15 protein-coding genes are annotated in these 15981 nt (G+C 69.3%); 5 read left to right on the top strand and 10 right to left on the bottom strand.

Going from position 1 to position 15981, the window contains the following annotated elements; genetic code table 11:
* Positions 1-42: 42 nt before the first annotated feature.
* From sucD to trpS, 8 genes are all read right to left on the bottom strand, one after another.
* Positions 43-918 carry a succinate--CoA ligase subunit alpha gene (gene sucD / locus QY307_09090; GenBank protein WKZ82228.1) on the bottom strand — a complete coding sequence of 292 codons (876 nt, stop codon included), beginning with the start codon at positions 916-918 and terminating at the stop codon, positions 43-45.
* Positions 918-2069, bottom strand: a complete 1152-nt coding sequence (sucC, locus tag QY307_09085; protein ID WKZ82227.1) for an ADP-forming succinate--CoA ligase subunit beta — start codon at positions 2067-2069, stop codon at positions 918-920. The genes sucD and sucC overlap by 1 nt, the downstream gene beginning before the upstream one ends.
* Before the next feature lie 9 nt (positions 2070-2078).
* Positions 2079-2471: a cobalamin B12-binding domain-containing protein gene (locus QY307_09080; protein WKZ82226.1), complete on the bottom strand. Its 393-nt coding sequence runs from the start codon at positions 2469-2471 to the stop codon at positions 2079-2081.
* Between the two features lie 40 nt (positions 2472-2511).
* Positions 2512-4713 carry a DNA helicase PcrA gene (pcrA, locus tag QY307_09075; protein WKZ82225.1) on the bottom strand — a complete coding sequence of 734 codons (2202 nt, stop codon included), beginning with the start codon at positions 4711-4713 and terminating at the stop codon, positions 2512-2514.
* A 34-nt stretch (positions 4714-4747) separates the two neighbouring features.
* Positions 4748-6793 carry a response regulator gene (locus QY307_09070; GenBank protein WKZ82224.1) on the bottom strand — a complete coding sequence of 682 codons (2046 nt, stop codon included), beginning with the start codon at positions 6791-6793 and terminating at the stop codon, positions 4748-4750.
* A gap of 85 nt (positions 6794-6878) precedes the next feature.
* Positions 6879-8426, bottom strand: a complete 1548-nt coding sequence (gene guaA, locus QY307_09065) for a glutamine-hydrolyzing GMP synthase (GenBank protein ID WKZ82223.1) — start codon at positions 8424-8426, stop codon at positions 6879-6881.
* The gene (locus QY307_09060) at positions 8423-9580 is read right to left on the bottom strand and encodes a GuaB3 family IMP dehydrogenase-related protein (protein ID WKZ82222.1); all 1158 of its coding nucleotides are present in this window, start codon (positions 9578-9580) and stop codon (positions 8423-8425) included. Before QY307_09060 ends, guaA begins: the two co-directional genes overlap by 4 nt.
* 51 nt (positions 9581-9631) lie before the next feature.
* On the bottom strand, positions 9632-10609 hold the full coding sequence (gene trpS, locus QY307_09055; protein ID WKZ82221.1) for a tryptophan--tRNA ligase: 978 nt from the start codon (positions 10607-10609) through the stop codon (positions 9632-9634).
* A 69-nt stretch (positions 10610-10678) separates the two neighbouring features.
* Here trpS and QY307_09050 point away from each other — a divergent pair, with 69 nt between their 5' ends.
* The 5 genes from QY307_09050 to QY307_09030 are packed head-to-tail and all read left to right on the top strand — an operon-like array spanning position 10679 to position 14518.
* Complete coding sequence (locus QY307_09050) at positions 10679-11761, top strand: HEAT repeat domain-containing protein (protein ID WKZ82220.1); 1083 nt, start codon at positions 10679-10681, stop codon at positions 11759-11761.
* A 33-nt stretch (positions 11762-11794) separates the two neighbouring features.
* Complete coding sequence (locus QY307_09045) at positions 11795-12490, top strand: DUF554 domain-containing protein (GenBank protein ID WKZ82219.1); 696 nt, start codon at positions 11795-11797, stop codon at positions 12488-12490.
* 56 nt (positions 12491-12546) lie between these two features.
* Positions 12547-13224, top strand: coding sequence for a helix-turn-helix domain-containing protein (locus QY307_09040; protein ID WKZ82218.1), 678 nt, complete (start codon positions 12547-12549; stop codon positions 13222-13224).
* Positions 13197-13832, top strand: a complete 636-nt coding sequence (locus tag QY307_09035) for an arsenate reductase ArsC (GenBank protein ID WKZ82217.1) — start codon at positions 13197-13199, stop codon at positions 13830-13832. Before QY307_09040 ends, QY307_09035 begins: the two co-directional genes overlap by 28 nt.
* Entirely contained in the window at positions 13829-14518 is a 690-nt protein-coding gene (locus tag QY307_09030) for an aquaporin (protein WKZ82216.1), read from the top strand. Before QY307_09035 ends, QY307_09030 begins: the two co-directional genes overlap by 4 nt.
* Here the strand turns inward: QY307_09030 and QY307_09025 are convergent.
* Together QY307_09025 and cbiQ are read right to left on the bottom strand one after the other, a co-directional pair.
* Positions 14494-15231 carry an ATP-binding cassette domain-containing protein gene (locus tag QY307_09025; protein WKZ82215.1) on the bottom strand — a complete coding sequence of 246 codons (738 nt, stop codon included), beginning with the start codon at positions 15229-15231 and terminating at the stop codon, positions 14494-14496. The two genes, QY307_09030 and QY307_09025, sit on opposite strands and share 25 nt — an antisense overlap.
* Positions 15228-15980, bottom strand: a complete 753-nt coding sequence (gene cbiQ / locus QY307_09020; protein WKZ82214.1) for a cobalt ECF transporter T component CbiQ — start codon at positions 15978-15980, stop codon at positions 15228-15230. The genes QY307_09025 and cbiQ overlap by 4 nt, the downstream gene beginning before the upstream one ends.
* Position 15981: the final 1 nt, after the last annotated feature.

The following is a 15981-nucleotide window of genomic DNA, read 5'->3' as shown; positions in this document are numbered from 1 at the left end:
GGTACCCGGCAGAGGCTGCGGTGAATGCGCCGCCGTGTGACCCTATCCGCCCAGGGCGGCCACCGCCACGCCGATGGCGGTCGGGTCGTCCACGACCACCACACCGGCGGCGCGCAGAGCCTCCTGCTTGGCAGAGGCGGTCCCGGTGGATCCGGAGATGATCGCCCCGGCGTGCCCCATCTTGCGGCCCGGAGGGGCGGTGACACCGGCGATGTAGCCGACCACCGGCTTGGTGACCGCCTCGGCGATGAAACTTGCCGCCTCCTCTTCGGCGCTGCCTCCGATCTCGCCGATCATGACCACGGCCCTGGTGTCGGGATCGTCCTGGAAACGCCGCAGCACATCGACGAAGGTGGTGCCCGGGACCGGGTCGCCGCCGATGCCCACGCAGGTCGACTGGCCGATGCCGCGCACCGTGAGCTCATGTATCGCCTGGTAGGTGAGGGTGCCCGACCGGGACACCACGCCGACGTCGCCGGGGAGCGTGATCTCGTGCGGGATGATCCCGACATTCGCCCGCCCAGGCGAGATGAGGCCCGGGCAGTTGGGTCCGATCACGGTCGCGGCGGAGGTCATCTTCACGTAGTTGTAGACCCGGGCCTCGTCGTGGGCCGGGATCCCCTCGGTGATGGCCACGATCAGGCCGATCCCCGGCGAAGCGGCCGCCTCGAGGATCGAGTCGGCAGCGAACGCCGGCGGGACGAACACCATCGAGGTGTTGGCGCCCGTGGCCTCGACCGCCTCGGCGACCGTGTCGAAGATGGGCACCCCGTCGAGATCGGAGCCGCCCTTGCCCGGGGTCACCCCGGCCACCAGGTGGGTTCCGTAGTCACGGTTCCGGAAGCCATGGAATCGACCCTGTGAGCCGGTCAGACCCTGCACCAGCAGACGGGTGGACTCGTCCACGTAAACCGCCATCAGGCCTCCCCTCCGGCCAGGGCTACGGCTTGCTCCGCCGCCTCCCGCATCGTCGGCGAGGCGATCACCCGGTCGGAGGCGACCCCTTCGAGGATGGCCCTTCCCTCGACGGCGTTGGTGCCATCGAGGCGGACCACGATCGGCCACGGCAGCCGGAGCCTCCCCAGCGCCTCGACGATGCCCTCGGCCACCAGATCGCAACGGGTGATCCCGCCGAAGATGTTGATCAGTACCGACCGCACCGATGGGTCGTGGGTGAGCACCTCGAGGGCGTCGGTGATGGTGTCCGCGCCGGCGCCGCCGCCGACGTCGAGGAAGTTGGCTGCACGGCCGCCGACCAGCGACACCACGTCGAGGGTGGACATCACCAGGCCTGCCCCGTTGCCGATGATCCCGACGGACCCCTCGAGCTTGATGAAGTTGAGGTCGCGCTCCCGGGCCATCTCCTCGATCGGATCCGGGGTGAACGCCTGGCGGAACTCCTCGAACTCCGGGTGCCGGAAGAAGGCGTTGGAGTCGAGGGTCACCTTGGCGTCGAGGGCCACGATCTCGCCATCGCCGGTCAGGATCAGCGGGTTCACCTCGACGAGATCACAGTCGAGCGCCACGAAGGCGCCGTAGAGGCTCTGCAGGGCGGCTGCCGAACGCCGGGCGGTGGCCCGGTCGAACCCGGCGCGGTACACCAGCTCAGACGCCTGCCACCCCGCCAGCCCGATCACCGGGTCGACGTGCATCCGCACCACCGCATCCGGCGTCTCGACGGCGACCGCCTCGATGTCCATTCCCCCCCTGGCGGACACCATCGCCAGATGTCGCTTCGCCGAGCGATCGAGCGTGAAGGACACGTAGTACTCGGCGACGATCTCCGATGCCTGCTCCACCCAGACCAGGTGCACCGTGTGGCCCTTGATGTCCATGCCGAGGATCTCGGCGGCACGGGCCCCCGCTTCCTCGGGCCCGGCGGCGAGCTTGATCCCCCCCGCCTTGCCGCGACCGCCCACCTGCACCTGCGCCTTCACCACCACCGGGCCCCCGCCCAACTGGCGCGCCGCCGCCTCCGCCTCCTCCGGGGTGGCCGCAACGCGGCCTTCGGGCACCGGGACTCCAGAACGGGCGAACAGCGATTTTCCCTGGAATTCGAACAGGTCCACTGAAACCTCTCAGCGCTCGGGGATGTGCTCTTCCACCCAGGACACCACCTCGGCGAGGGGGGTTCCCGGTGTGAAGATCGCCGCCAGCCCCCGCTCCTCGAGGACGGGGATGTCGGCGGCCGGAATGATGCCACCTCCGAAGACCACCACTTCGGCGGCGTCACGCTCGGCGAGCAGCTCGACGACACGGGGGAACAGCGTCATGTGCGCCCCGGAGAGCACCGACAGCCCGATGGCGGAGACGTCCTCCTGGAGGGCGGTCTCGACGATCTGCTCGGGCGTCTGGTGGAGCCCCGAGTAGATCACCTCGTTGCCGGCGTCCCGCAGGGCCCGGGCGATGACCTTCGCCCCGCGGTCGTGCCCATCGAGGCCCGGCTTGGCGATGAGTATCCGGCGCGGCATGGGACCCGAGGTTACCTGCTGCCCCGATGACGGTCTCCGCTCAGGCCCGTTCCAACGGCGCCCACATGAGGAGGAGTCGCTTCTGTCCGGCCTCGTCGAATCGAACGACGGCCTCGGCGCGTTCACCGTCTCCGGAGACTCCGACCACAGTGCCCATCCCCCATCGCCGGTGCCGAACCCGATCACCCTCGGCGATCTCGCCGACGGTGAGCGTCGGGCCGGCAGCGGGCGCCTCACGACGGGGGCGGGGACCCGATGGCTCGTTCCTCAGCGATTCCGGGATCTCCTTGATGAACCGGCTGGGCGTGTTGTAGTTGCTCTGACCGAACAGGTTGCGGGTGGTGGCATGTGTGAGGTGGAGGTGCCGCATCGCCCGGGTGATCCCGACGTAGGCGAGACGCCTCTCCTCCTCCAGTTGGTCGGGGTCGCCGAGGCTGCGGAGATGGGGGAACACCCCCTCCTCCATCCCCACCATGAAGATCACCGGGAACTCCAGGCCCTTGGCGTTGTGAAGGGTCATCATCGTCACCTGCCCCGAGGGCACTCCACCGTCCGGGTCGGCGGTGTCGAGGGCATCCACGTCTGAGACCAGGGCGGTCGACTCGAGGAACCTCTCCAGGCGGCGCAGACCGTCCAGCTCCTCCCACACCTCGTCGCCGAGATCGGTGATCGGGCCACTCTCCTCGAACTCACCCGCCACCGAGAGCAGCTCCCGAAGGTTCTCCACGCGGCCCAGCGCCTCGATCGAGCCGTCCCGCTCCAGGTCGCCGACGTACCCGGTTCGTTCCAGGACCGCCTCCAGGACCGCACGGGGGCCATCCTCGGCGACAGCCGTCAACTCCTCGATGAGGGCCACGAACTCGCCGACGGCGCCGAGGGCCCGACCGGAGAGATGGGGGCACTCGACGGCCCGGCGCATGGCGTCGAAGAATCCGATCCTCTCCCTCTCGGCGAGCCTGTCGAGGTGGGCGATGGTAGTGTCGCCGATTCCGCGCCGCGGTATGTTGACGATCCGCTTGACGGCCACAGTGTCGCCGGGATTGACTATCGCCTTCAGATACGCCATGGCATTCTTGATCTCCGCTCGCTCGTAGAAGCGGACCCCCCCGATCATCTGGTACCTGATCCCACGCCGGGAGAGCACCTCCTCGAGCACGCGGGACTGGGCGTGGGTGCGGTAGAAGATGGCGGCGTCGGACAGTGACAGCCCCTCGTCGGCGAGGAGGCTCAACCGCTCGGACACAAATGCCGCCTCGTCGTGTTCGTCCTCGGCACGGAACACCGCTATCGGCGACCCGGTGCCGAGATCGGTCCAGAGGCGCTTCGGTTTGCGCCCCGAGTTGTTGGAGATGACTGCGTTGGCGGCATCGAGGATGGTCTGGGTGGATCGGTAGTTCCGGTCGAGCACCACCACCCGGGCATCCGGGTAGTCGCGCTCGAACTCGAGGATGTTCCTGATGTCGGCCCCCCGGAAGGCGTAGATGCTCTGGTCCGAGTCGCCCACGACGCACAGGTTGCGGTGCCGCTGGGCCAGCATCTGCACCAACCTGTACTGGGCGTGGTTGGTGTCCTGATACTCGTCGACCATCACGTAGCGGAACCGCTCCTGGTAGGTCTGCAGCACCTCGGGAAAGGCGCCGAACAGCTCGACCGTGACCATGAGAAGATCGTCGAAGTCCATCGCCGACGCCTCACGCAGGCGCCGCTGATAGAGCCGGTACACCTCGGACACCTTCTCGTGGTACGGGCCGGAGCCCCGCTCGCCGAACGATTCGAAGTCGACCAGCTCGTTCTTGGCGTTGCTGATGGCGGCGAGGACACCCCGCGGAGGGAACCGCTTCGGGTCGAGGTCGAGCTCGCGCAGGCAGAACTCGACCAGACGCCGCGAGTCGAGGTCGTCGTAGATGGTGAACTGCGACTTGTACCCGAAGGCGCTCGCCTCCCGCCTCAGGATGCGGACGCACGCCGAGTGAAAGGTCGACACCCACATCCCCCGCACCACTCCCCCGACCAGCCGGGCCACCCGCTCCTTCATCTCGTTGGCCGCCTTGTTGGTGAAGGTGATGGCCAGGATCTGATACGGCGACACCTCGATGTCGCCGATCAGATGGGCGACCCGATGGGTGAGCACCCGGGTCTTGCCCGAGCCGGCTCCGGCGACCACCAGGACGGGGCCCTCGATGGCGGCGACGGCCTCCCGCTGCGACGGGTTGAGACCCTCGAAGAACTCGGACTCCGGCATGGGCCGAGTCTACCGAGGGGGTGGTCTTCGAATCTCAGGCGTGTGATTCGATGCGGCGGCCCCCGACCAGGTCGAGGATCGCCTCGGCTAGGGCTCCGCGGCGCACGTCGTCCTTGTCGAGGTAGGCGTCGGCGCCGGCGGCCAGGGCGTTGCGCTGATCATCGGTGGTGGCGGCGCCGGAGAGGATCACTATCGGCGTGCGCACGCCGAGCGACCGCACCCGTGCCGCCAGGGTGGCGCCATCCATGGTCGGCATCACGTAGTCCATCACGATGGCGTCGAACTGCTGATCGGCGAGCACCGAGAGCGCCTCGGTGGGGCTCCCGGCGAGATCGACCTCGAAACCGGCCGAGCCCAGGGCGCCGCCGACCACCTGGCGGGCTCCGCGTGAGTCGTCGATGACCAGGACCCGCAGGCGGGGTCCGGTCTCGCGTTCGGCACGGGCAAGCGCTGCCAGGCGGTTCGGATCCACCAGCACCACGATGTCGCCTCCACCCAGCATGGCGGCCCCGGTGAGGTGGGGGACCCCCTCCAGGATCGGCCCCAGCTCCCGCGCCGCCACCTGGCGCCGTCCCATCTCTGCGACGACGGTGAAGCCAACCGGTCCGGTGGCTGTGGAGACGACCACGATGCGCTCGGGTTCACCGGTCTCGCTCAACCCGACCGCCTCGGCGAAGGACAGGACCGGGATCGTGCTGCCCTCCCATGTGGTCTCGGTCCGGCCATCCCGCTCCCACAGCGTCTGCCCGGCCAGCGGGAGCTGGTCGAGGACGGCGATCGCCGGGATCCCCCAGGTCTGGCCTGCAGACGAGATCAGCACGGCGTCCTGCAGGGAGCGGCTCGTCGGAACCGTGATGGCGATCCGTGATCCCTGGCCGGGCTCGGAGTCCAGGGTCAGAGTCCCCTGAAGGCCCTCGACGGCGGCAGTCACCGTCGCCAGCCCCTGGCCGTCGCCGACCGTGTCGGCGGCTTCTGCGGTGCTGAAGTGCGGCGAGAAGAGGACACGGCGCAGCGACTCCTGATCATGGGCCTCGTCCTCGGTGAGCAGGCCGCGCTCCAGGGCGACCCGACGCACCGAGCTCCAGTCGATTCCCTTGCCGTCGTCCTCGACGACGATGGAGAGCCGCTGCCCTTCGACCTCGGCCCGCAACGTCACGGTGGCGGTGCGCACCTTGCCCGCCGCCTCCCTGCGCTCGGGGACCTCGACGCCGTGCTGCACGGCGTTGACCACCAGATGGCGAAGCGGGTCGGAGAGCCGTTCCAGGACCTGTCGGTCGACCCGCACCTCGTCGCCGACGACGTCGAAGCGGACCTCCTTGCCGGCCCGGCGCGAGATGTAGCGAACCAGCTGCTTGAAGGTGCCGGTCACGTCGGAGAGCGGCGCAGCCGAGAGCTCCGAAGCCCGCGTCTGCAACTCGAGTAGGGCCTGCTCGGCGTTGCGCACCAACAGCGAAAGGTGCTCCATGTCCCGGTCTCTCGGCGGACCGTCGGGCATCTCGGCCAGCCGGCGCACCGTCTCGCCGACGAGCTCGGCTTCGACCCGCAACGACACGATCTCGTTGATGAGCCGGAAGAGACCGGCAGCGTTCACCCGCACCGTCTCACCGAACGCCCAGGTGTCGATGGCACCGAGCAGCCCGTCGAGGTCGCTCTCGGGCCGAGCGGTCCTGGAGTCCTCCGCCGTGGCAGCAGGAAGGTCGTCCTTGAGGGCTCGACGCAGATGGCGGATCGCCGAAGCCAACCCGGGCGTCCCCGATGTGGGGTCTGCGGGAACGGCAGGAGCCAGCTGACGCGCCAGCTCGATCAGTGCCTTGGAGAGCTCCGGACCTGGCGGCACTTCGCCCGTCGAGATGGAGCGCCAGGCATCCTCCAGCACCTTGCCGGCATCGGAGATGGCGATGTATCCCATCATCCGGGCCGTCCCCTTGAGGGTGTGCCCCTCGCGCACCATGGTGCGGATCTGCTCTTCGTCGATGTCGGAGCGCGCCAGAGCCTCGCCGCCGGCGATCAAGGCGGCAGAGCGTTCGCCGACCTCGCCGACGAACAGCCGCTGAAGCTCGAGATCATCGTCGAAAGGCACGGGAGTCCAGGTCTAGAGGGATTGAGTCGATATCGACCCACCGCCACCCCATCTTAAGGATGGGACCCCACGACGGGGTGGCGTCTCACTCCCACTCGATGGTGGCGGGCGGCTTCGAGGAAACGTCGTAGGCGACACGGTTGATCCCGTCGACCTCGTTGATCACCCGCGACGAGATGCGCTCCAGTACCTCGTAGGGCAAACGCACCCAGTCGGCGGTCATGGCGTCCTCCGACGAGACGACACGCAGTATCAGCGGGTGGGCGTAGGTCCGCTCGTCGCCCTGGACCCCGACCGACCTGATTGCGGGGAGGACGCCGAAGGCCTGCCACACGCGACGATCGAGACCGGCACGACGGATCTCCTCGGTGATGATGGCGTCGGCGCGACGCAGCAGGTCGAGCCGCTCGGCGGTCACCTCGCCGATGATCCGCACCGCCAGCCCGGGGCCGGGAAACGGTTGCCGCCAGACCATCGCCTCGGGCAACCCCAACTCCTCGCCGACTGCCCTCACCTCGTCCTTGAACAGGTCGCGCAGTGGTTCCACGAGGGCGAAGTCCATGTCCTCGGGGAGGCCACCCACGTTGTGATGGCTCTTGATCCGGGCGGCGTCGCGAGTGCCCGACTCGATCACATCGGGGTAGAGGGTCCCTTGAACCAGGAAAGGGGCGTTGCGGTGGCTGCGGGCGAACTCCTCGAACACCCGGATGAAGGTCTCGCCGACGATGCGGCGCTTCTGCTCGGGATCGGTGACCCCGGCGAGGGCGCCGAGGAACCGCTCCGAGGCGTCGATCGCAACCAGGTCGATGTCGAGGTGATCCCGGAAGGCGGTGACCACCTGGTCAGCTTCTCCCTCCCTCATCAGCCCATGGTCGACGAAGACGCAGGTGAGCCGGTCCCCCACCGCTCTGTGGACGAGCACCGCAGCCACCGCCGAGTCCACACCGCCCGACAGGGCACATATCACGCCCGAATCGCCGACCTGGGCGGCGACCGCCTCGACGGCGCGCTCGATGATGCCGACATGGGTCCATGTCGGACGGGCGCCGCAGACCTCGTACAAGAAGTGCTTCAGGACATCCTGGCCGCGCGGAGTGTGCGCCACCTCGGGGTGGAACTGGACGCCACACAGACCGCGATCCGGGTCCTCCATCGCGGCCACCGGCGATTCGGCCGTGGTGGCGGTCACCCGGAAGCCGGGCGGCGGCTTGACCACGGCGTCGCGGTGGCTCATCCACACCTCCTGCTCCTCGGGCAGGTCGGTGAAGAGGACCGATCCGGGAGCGGCCTCGAGCCGGGTGCGTCCGAACTCGGCGGTCTCGGTGCGAACCACCTCACCCCCCAGCGAGTGGGCCATCACCTGATGCCCGTAACAGATCCCCAGCACCGGGATCCCCAGGGCGAGGATCGCCGGGTCCAGGTCATAGGCATCCTCGGCGTACACCGATGCCGGTCCGCCGCTGAGGACGATCCCCACCGGAACCATGGCCCGGACCTCGGCCGCCGTCACATCGCGGGCGACGATCTCGGAGAAGACGTGCGCCTCGCGGATCCGGCGGGCGATGAGCTGGGCGTACTGGGCGCCGAAATCCACCACCAGGACCCGTTCGGTGGCACCGCCTTCCCCAATCACCCCATGCCGACCCGTTGATCGCGCTGCAGGGCCTTGCCTTCGGTGCGCAGAGCGGGGGCCACCATCACCTCGGCCTTCTGGAACGCCTTGAGGTCGGCGTAGCCGGTGGTGGCCATGGACACCCGGAGTCCTCCGAAAAGGTTGCGACGGCCGTCGTTCTCGTGGGCGGGACCGACGAGGATCTCCTCCAGGGTCCCCAGGTTCCCCACCTCGACACGGGTGCCCCTGGGGAGCGTCGGATGGAAAGTGGCCATTCCCCAGTGAAAGCCCTTTCCCGGTGCCTCGGCGGCCGCTGCGATCGGCGATCCGAGCATCACGGCGTCGGCACCGCATGCGATCGCCTTGGCGATGTCGCCGCCGGTGCGCATCCCGCCGTCGGCGATCACATGGACGTACCGGCCCGACTCGTCCAAATACCTGATGCGAGCGCCGGCGGCGTCGGCGATGGCGGTGGCCTGCGGGACCCCCACGCCGAGCACTCCCCGGGTGGTGCAGGCAGCACCCGGTCCCACGCCCACGAGGATCCCCATCGCCCCGGTTCGCATCAGGTGGAGGGCGGTCGACTCCGAGGCGCAGCCGCCGACGATCACCGGGATCTCGAACTCGGCGATGAAGCGCTTCAGGTCGAGGGGCTCCGACCGGGTCGAGACGTGCTCCGCCGAGACCACCGTTCCCTGGATCACCAGGATGTGCAGCCCGGCCTTCGCCGTCAGCGCGGCGTACTGCGGAACCCGCTGCGGCGTGAGGCTGGCGGCGGTGACCACGCCTGCCGCCTTCATCTCCTGGATCCTGGTGACGATCAGATCCTGGTCGATGGGTTCCTGATAGATCTCCTGCATGCGACGGGTCGCCTTCTCGGCGGGGAGCGAGGCGATCTCCTCGAACACACGGTCCGGGTCCTCATACCGGGTCCAGAGGCCCTCCAGGTTGAGGACTCCCAGACCGCCGAGGCGGCCGATCTCGATGGCCGTGGCCGGGCTGACCGCCGAGTCCATGGCCGAGGCGAGCATGGGAAGGGCGAACTCGTAGGCGTCTATCTTCCAGGAGATGTCGACATCGTCGGGGTCGCGGGTCCGCCGGCTGGGGACGATGGCGATGTCGTCGAGGCCGTACGCCCGCCTTCCCGACTTGCCCTTGCCGATCTCGACGTCCATGCCCTCAGCGTAGTGGGTGAGATGCCGCCCCGGACCGGGGCGGTGACGACCTCAGACCAGCCCGAGACGCTCCCGCACCCGTCGCTGCAGGACCTCGGCGCGCTCCGCCCCGACCCTTGCCGCCTCCTCCAGCCCCGCCTCGACATCGGCGTCGTCAAGGGCGGCGAATCGCTCCCTCACCGGAGCCAGGCCCTCCACGACCGCCTCGGCCACTGCCTCCTTGAAGCGCCCGTAACCGCCGGTCCCGTACTCGGCCTCGATCTCGGGAATCGACTCTCCGGTGAAGAGGGCCATCACCTCGAGCAGGTTGGAGATGCCGGGCTTCTTCTCCCAGTCGAGCCGCACCGAACCTTCCGAGTCGGTCACCGCCCGCTTCACCCTGCGGGCAATGGTGTCGGGCGGATCGAGCACCAGGATGCGGCTCGAGGGGTCGGGGTCGGACTTGGACATCTTGGAGGTCGGGTCCTGCAGGGACATGATCCGGGCGCCGTGTTCGGGGATGATCGGCTCGGGGATCGGGAACTCCTCACCGAACCTGGCATTGAAGCGCTCTGCGAGATCCCGGGTCAGCTCCAGGTGCTGCTTCTGATCGTCGCCCACCGGCACCGCATGGGCCCTGTAGAGCAGGATGTCGGCAGCCATGAGCACCGGATAGGCGAAGATCCCGAGCCTCTCACCGGTGCGATCGGACTTCTCCTTGTACTGGGTCATCCGGCTCAGCTGGCCCATCGAGGCGATGGTCCCCAGCATCCAGGCCAGCTCGGTGTGATGCGGCACCCGGCTCTGGCGATAGAACAGGGAACGGGCCGGATCGACACCACAGGCGATGAGCACCTTGGCGGCGTCGGTTCGCTCGCGAGCGAACTGTGCCGGGTCGTACTCGACGGTGATGGCGTGGAGATCGACGATGCAGTAGACGCAGTCGTACTCATCCTGGAGGCGCACCCAGTTGCGCAGGGCGCCCAGGTAGTTGCCGATGTGCACGTTGCCTGTCGGCTGCAGTCCCGAGAAGACCCTCTTGCGCTCCAACTCGCCTCCACCGGTGGGAGGAGCAGGGTAGCGATGCCCGCCCGCTTCGCCGTGTGCGACCATTGGCCGATGTCGCGCCAGCCCCGCACCGAGGTCGCCAACCTGGAGTTGGTCGCCGTCGCCTCCAACCACCTCACCGAGGAGGTGGCGATCCACCTCCCGTTCCACATCCTCATCCCCTTCAAGAACGCCTTGAAGCGCTTCTTCTCGGCGGCGCCATGGGGCCCCGAAGACGCCACCCGCCTCTCCGACCTGGTGACCCCCCACCTCGCCGAAGGCTGGTGGGAGCACGATCTGGGCCACGGCCTGCGGCTGCGCCACGGGATCAGGGAGGGACGCTACGAGATCGAGGTGGTCGGCACCACCGTCTCGGAGACGCCCAGCATGTTCGAGCGGGCGTTCGCCGGGCCGGTCCGCCCCCAGCCGACGCCACATCCCCGCAAGGTCAAGTTCGACGTCGGCGGCGAGCCCGCTCCGGGCGTCTGGTATCGACGGGGCGAGGAAGTGGACGACCCACGGGTGGCGACGCTGTTCGAGGACCTCGATGTCACCGATGTCATGGTGGCCGGCGACTTCGTGACCGTGGGCCTGATCGGATCGGCCTCCTGGGAGGAGCGCCTGGAGCCGGTGCTGCGGCGCGTCACCGACCTCTTCTGGACCGGCGCCGGGAGGAGCCGCCCGAGACGGACCCGCGAGGACCTGATCGACGAGGCCGGACACCTGAGCTTGGCCTCGATGCGACCCGAAGACCTCCACCTGATGAACCCGGATCGTGACGAGCACCGCCAGGTTCTGGTGGCGGCGCTGGACTCCGCCGAGGCGAGGAGGCGGCGTGCGGCGGTGGTGACCCTCGCCCTCTCCGCCGACGAGGCGGTCGCCAAGGCGGCCCTGGTGACCGGCTACGCCGACGCATCCCGCCTGGTGCGGCGGGCGGCCGTCGACGCCGCCGCCGATCTCGAGGACGAGGCGTACCGACCCCTATTCGAGGACGCCCTCTTCGACACCGATCCCTGGATCCGATGGCGCTCGGTGCGAGCCCTCGCCGATCTGGGATCGGAGCGGAGCAGCGAGATGCTGATCGTGGCCACGGCCGACGAGGACTTCCGGGTGCGGTTCGAGGCTGCGGCGGCTCTCCGGCCCGACCTCGGGTGAGCGAACCGAGGTCGGGGGCATAACATCGCTCGAATGCCCATCGGGACCATCACCAACGTCGCCACCGTCCTGGTGGGCACGGTCATCGGCGCCATGGCCGGGACCCGCTTCCCGGAGCGGGTCAGAGAGACGGTCATGGCCACCCTCGGGCTGGCCACGGCCGCCATCGCCGTCCGGGAGATCCTCCCCACGGAGGAGTTCCCCCTTGTCCTGGGAGCCGTGCTCCTCGGCGCCCTGCTCGGCGAGGCGATGCGGATCGAGGCGGGACTGCATCTGCTGGGCGCCTTCCTGCAGCGGGTCGTGGCCGGGGACGGCGACACTCCTCGGGGCAACGCCCGGATGGGCGAGGGCTTCGTGATCGCCTCCCTGGTCTTCTGCGTCGGCCCACTCACCATCGTGGGGTCGATCCAGGACGGCCTGGGCGACGCCGAGCTGCTCCTCGTGAAGGCTGCCCTGGACGGGTTCGCCGCCATCGCCTTCGCAGCCGTCTACGGGTGGGGCGTCGGCTTCTCGGCCCTCACCGTCCTCCTCATCCAGGGCGGGATCGCCCTCGGTGCGGGCACCCTCGATGGCATCCTCACCGACCCGATGATCGATGCCCTGGGTGCAGCCGGAGGGATCCTCCTCCTCGGAATCGCCCTTCGCCTGCTCGACCTCAAGCAGGTGCGCGTGGCCAACCTGCTCCCAGCGGTGGTCCTGGCCCCGATCTTCGTCGGATGGTGGGGGTAGAGCGGGGCACCACCCGGAAAGAGATACTTCAATCAACATTGAGGTATTCTGAGTCGGTGGACCTCGAGACACGAGCCGGGCGTCACGCCGCACTGGGCGATCCCATTCGCCTGGCGGTGGCCGAGGCGTTGACGCGAGGTGATCTCTCCCCAGCGGGACTGGGGGCATCGCTGGGTGTCCGCCCCAACCTGCTCGCCCATCACCTGGAGGTCCTCGAAGCCGCAGGGCTGGTGCGACGCACCCGGTCGGAGGGTGACGGACGCAGACGCTATGTGAGCCTGGTGACGGAGGCGGCGCGAGACCTCGGCCTCGATGCCAGGCCTCTGGGCGAGCCGGTCCTGTTCGTGTGCACTCAGAACTCGGCGCGCTCCCAGATCGCCGCCGCCTTGTGGCGGACCGCGACCGGCGGCGTCGCCGGAAGCGCCGGGACCGAGCCGGCGAGCAGGGTGCATCCCATGGCGGTCGCAGTGGCCGGAGAGGCCGGGATCGACCTGACCGGTGCCTCACCGCGACACCTCGACGACGCCGGAGGCGGTTGGGCGACGGTGGTCACCGTCTGCGACCGGGCACACGAGGCGCTCTCCGAACCAACGGTGCACTGGTCGACCCCCGATCCCGCCCCGATCGGCACCCGCGGTGCCTTCGTCGACGCCCTCACCACCCTGGAGAAGAGAGTCCGGGCGACCGGAGCAAGGAGTAGGACACCATGGCACTTCCTCCCGAGACCCAACTGATGATCGACCAGGCGGCACAGCGTGTGCAGCGCGACTTCGATGGCGTGTTCGGTGTGGAGACGATCGCCCGGTTCATGGCCGAGTCGCAGGAGATGCTCGAGAGCAGGGCGCGGATACTCACCTGGCTCCCCATCCTGATCGAGCGCCTCGCCAGGGACCGCCTCCAGGCCGCCTCACGTCTCCGGACCCCCCCGAGGGACCGCAAGCCGGCGGTGGTGTTCCTCTGTGTCCACAACGCAGGGCGATCGCAGATGGCCGCTGCATGGGCCAGGAGGATCGGTGGCGACGCCATCGAGGTGTTCTCCGGCGGATCGGACCCTGCGAGCGAGGTCAACCCTGCCGTCGTCCAGGCCATGGCCGAGGAGGGCATCGACCTCGCAGGCGAGCGACCACTCCCCTGGACCGACGAGGTGGTCAGGGCGGCCGACGTGGTGGTGACGATGGGCTGCGGGGACGCCTGCCCGGTGTTCCCCGGGATCAGGTACCTCGACTGGGAGATCACCGATCCCGCCGGGATGACCGCCGACCAGGTGCGGCCGATCCGGGACGAGATAAGGGACCGGGTCTCCGGTCTTCTCGCCGAGCTCGGCGTCTTCGAACCGAGGTGAGATCCCTGGGACGTCGCCTCGCCGTCGAGTTCATCGGCACGGCCTTCCTCCTGCTGGCCGTCGTCGGTGCGGCGACGACGGCGGCACGCCTGGGGGCGTCGCCCGCCATCGGCCTCCTCGCCTCGGCGATCACGGTCGGCGGCGTGCTTGCGGCACTGATCGCCGCCCTCGGCACCGTGGGTGACGCCCACTTCAACCCGGCGGTGAGTCTCGGCGCGGTGCTGCTGGGCCACCTTCCGGTGTCGGAGGCGGTTCCCTACGCGTTCGCCCAGGTGGCGGGTGGGGTCCTCGGCGTTGTCGTGGCCCACGCCGGCTTCGGTGATCCGCTGCTGTCGATCTCCGACATGCCGAGAGCGGGGGCCGGTGCCTTCGTGGCCGAGACGGTGGCAACGGCCGGGCTGGTGGCCTTCATCTTCCTCCTGGTCCGGGCCGGTCGCCAGGCGTCCGTCGGTGCCGCCGTCGGGGCGTTCGTGGCCGGAGCTCACCTGTTCGCCGCATCGACCGGGTTCGCCAACCCTGCGGTCACCCTGGCGAGAGTGTTCACCGGATCGCCGGCCGGCATCGACCCCGGATCGGTGTGGGTGTTCCTCGCCGGCGAGGTCCTGGGCTCCCTGGTGGCCGTGTGGTGGGTATGGTCGCTGTCTCCCGTCGACCGTCGGGCTCAGCCATCCAGGATCATTCCGTAGGGAAGCTCCAGCCGGTGGCGCCGCATCAGGGTGGTGTCGCCGAGCAGGTCGCGTGTCGGCCCGTCGGCGACGACCTTGCCCCCATCCATGATCACCGACCGCTCACACACCTCGAGGGCGAACGGCAGGTCGTGGGTGACGACCAGCAGCGTGACGTCCAGCCCGAGGAGGATCCCGGCCAGCTCCCGGCGGGTCGCCGGATCCAGATTGGAGGTCGGCTCGTCAAGGACCAGGATCTCTGGATCCATTGCCATCACGCCGGCTATGGCGGCGCGCCTTCGCTGACCCAGGCTCAGGTGGTTGGGCGGTCGGTCGCCCAGCTCCGACATCTCCATGGCGTCCAATGCCCTCTCCACCCGCCGGTCCAGTTCGGTTCCGGTGAGACCGAGGTTCTGGGGACCGAAGGCCACATCGCGCCACACCGTGGGCATGAACAGCTGATCGTCCGGGTCCTGGAACACCACGCCGACCCGGCAACGCACCTCGATCAGGTCGCCGGCGGCGATGTCCTCGCCGGACACCAGCACCGAGCCACGCTGGGGACGATGGATACCGTTGAGATGGAGGACCAGGCTGGTCTTGCCGGCGCCGTTGGGGCCGAGCAGGGCGACCCGTTCCCCGGGGTGCACGTGCAGGTCGATTCCCCGCAGAGCCTCGGTCCCGTCGGGATGGGTGAACCAGAGCCCGACGACCTCGATCACCGGGATGCTCATGGCGCAGCCAGGGCTGCGGCGAGAACCAGCCAGGCGGCCGCCGCCGGAGCCACCGTCGCCATCGGCGCGACCGAGGCCGCGTCAGGCGGGGCGGGCGGCAGTGACCCGGAATACCCCCGTGCCATCATCGCAAGGTGGATGCGCTCACCACGCTCGTACGACCGCAAGAAGAGGTTGCCTACCCCCCGGCCCAGGGCGCTGGCCCCGCCCAGCCAGCGCGGCCGGTAGGCGCGCGAGCGCATGGCGACGCGCATCCGGCCCATCTCGGCGGCGACAAGGTCCAGGTACCTGATCATGAAGCCGAGGATCGCGGTGACGATCCTGGGGGCGCGCAGCCGCTCCAGCCCTGCGATCAGCTCGGAGGGCTCGGTGGTGGCGGCCAGGGTGATCGAGGCCAGAGTCCCGAGCGTCGCCTTGGCGGCGACATTCCAGGCCGCCCACAGCCCGGGTACGGAGAGGCCCCACGAGTTGTCGGGCGGCGCGGCCAGGAACGGGAGCGTGCCGGCGGCGAGGAGGAAGGGCACGATCACCGTCAAGCGTGCCGCCACGAACTGGGCGGGGATGCGCGCCGCCATGAGGGCGGCCACGGCAACGGCGAGATGGAGACCGAAGGCCCACGCCTGCTCCTTGGGGGTGAGCACCACGGCGACGACGAACCCGAGGGTGGCGAGCACCTTCAGATGGGGCGCTGCCCGGTGCACCGGCGAGGAGCCGTGCCGGTAGAGGGCGTGGAGGTGGCCTCCGGCCACC

It is taken from the genome of Acidimicrobiia bacterium (assembly GCA_030584185.1).
In the GTDB taxonomy this organism is placed as follows: domain Bacteria; phylum Actinomycetota; class Acidimicrobiia; order Spongiisociales; family UBA11373.
The sequence above is the reverse complement of the archived record's forward strand: the minus strand, read 5'-3'. Positions and strand labels throughout refer to the sequence as shown.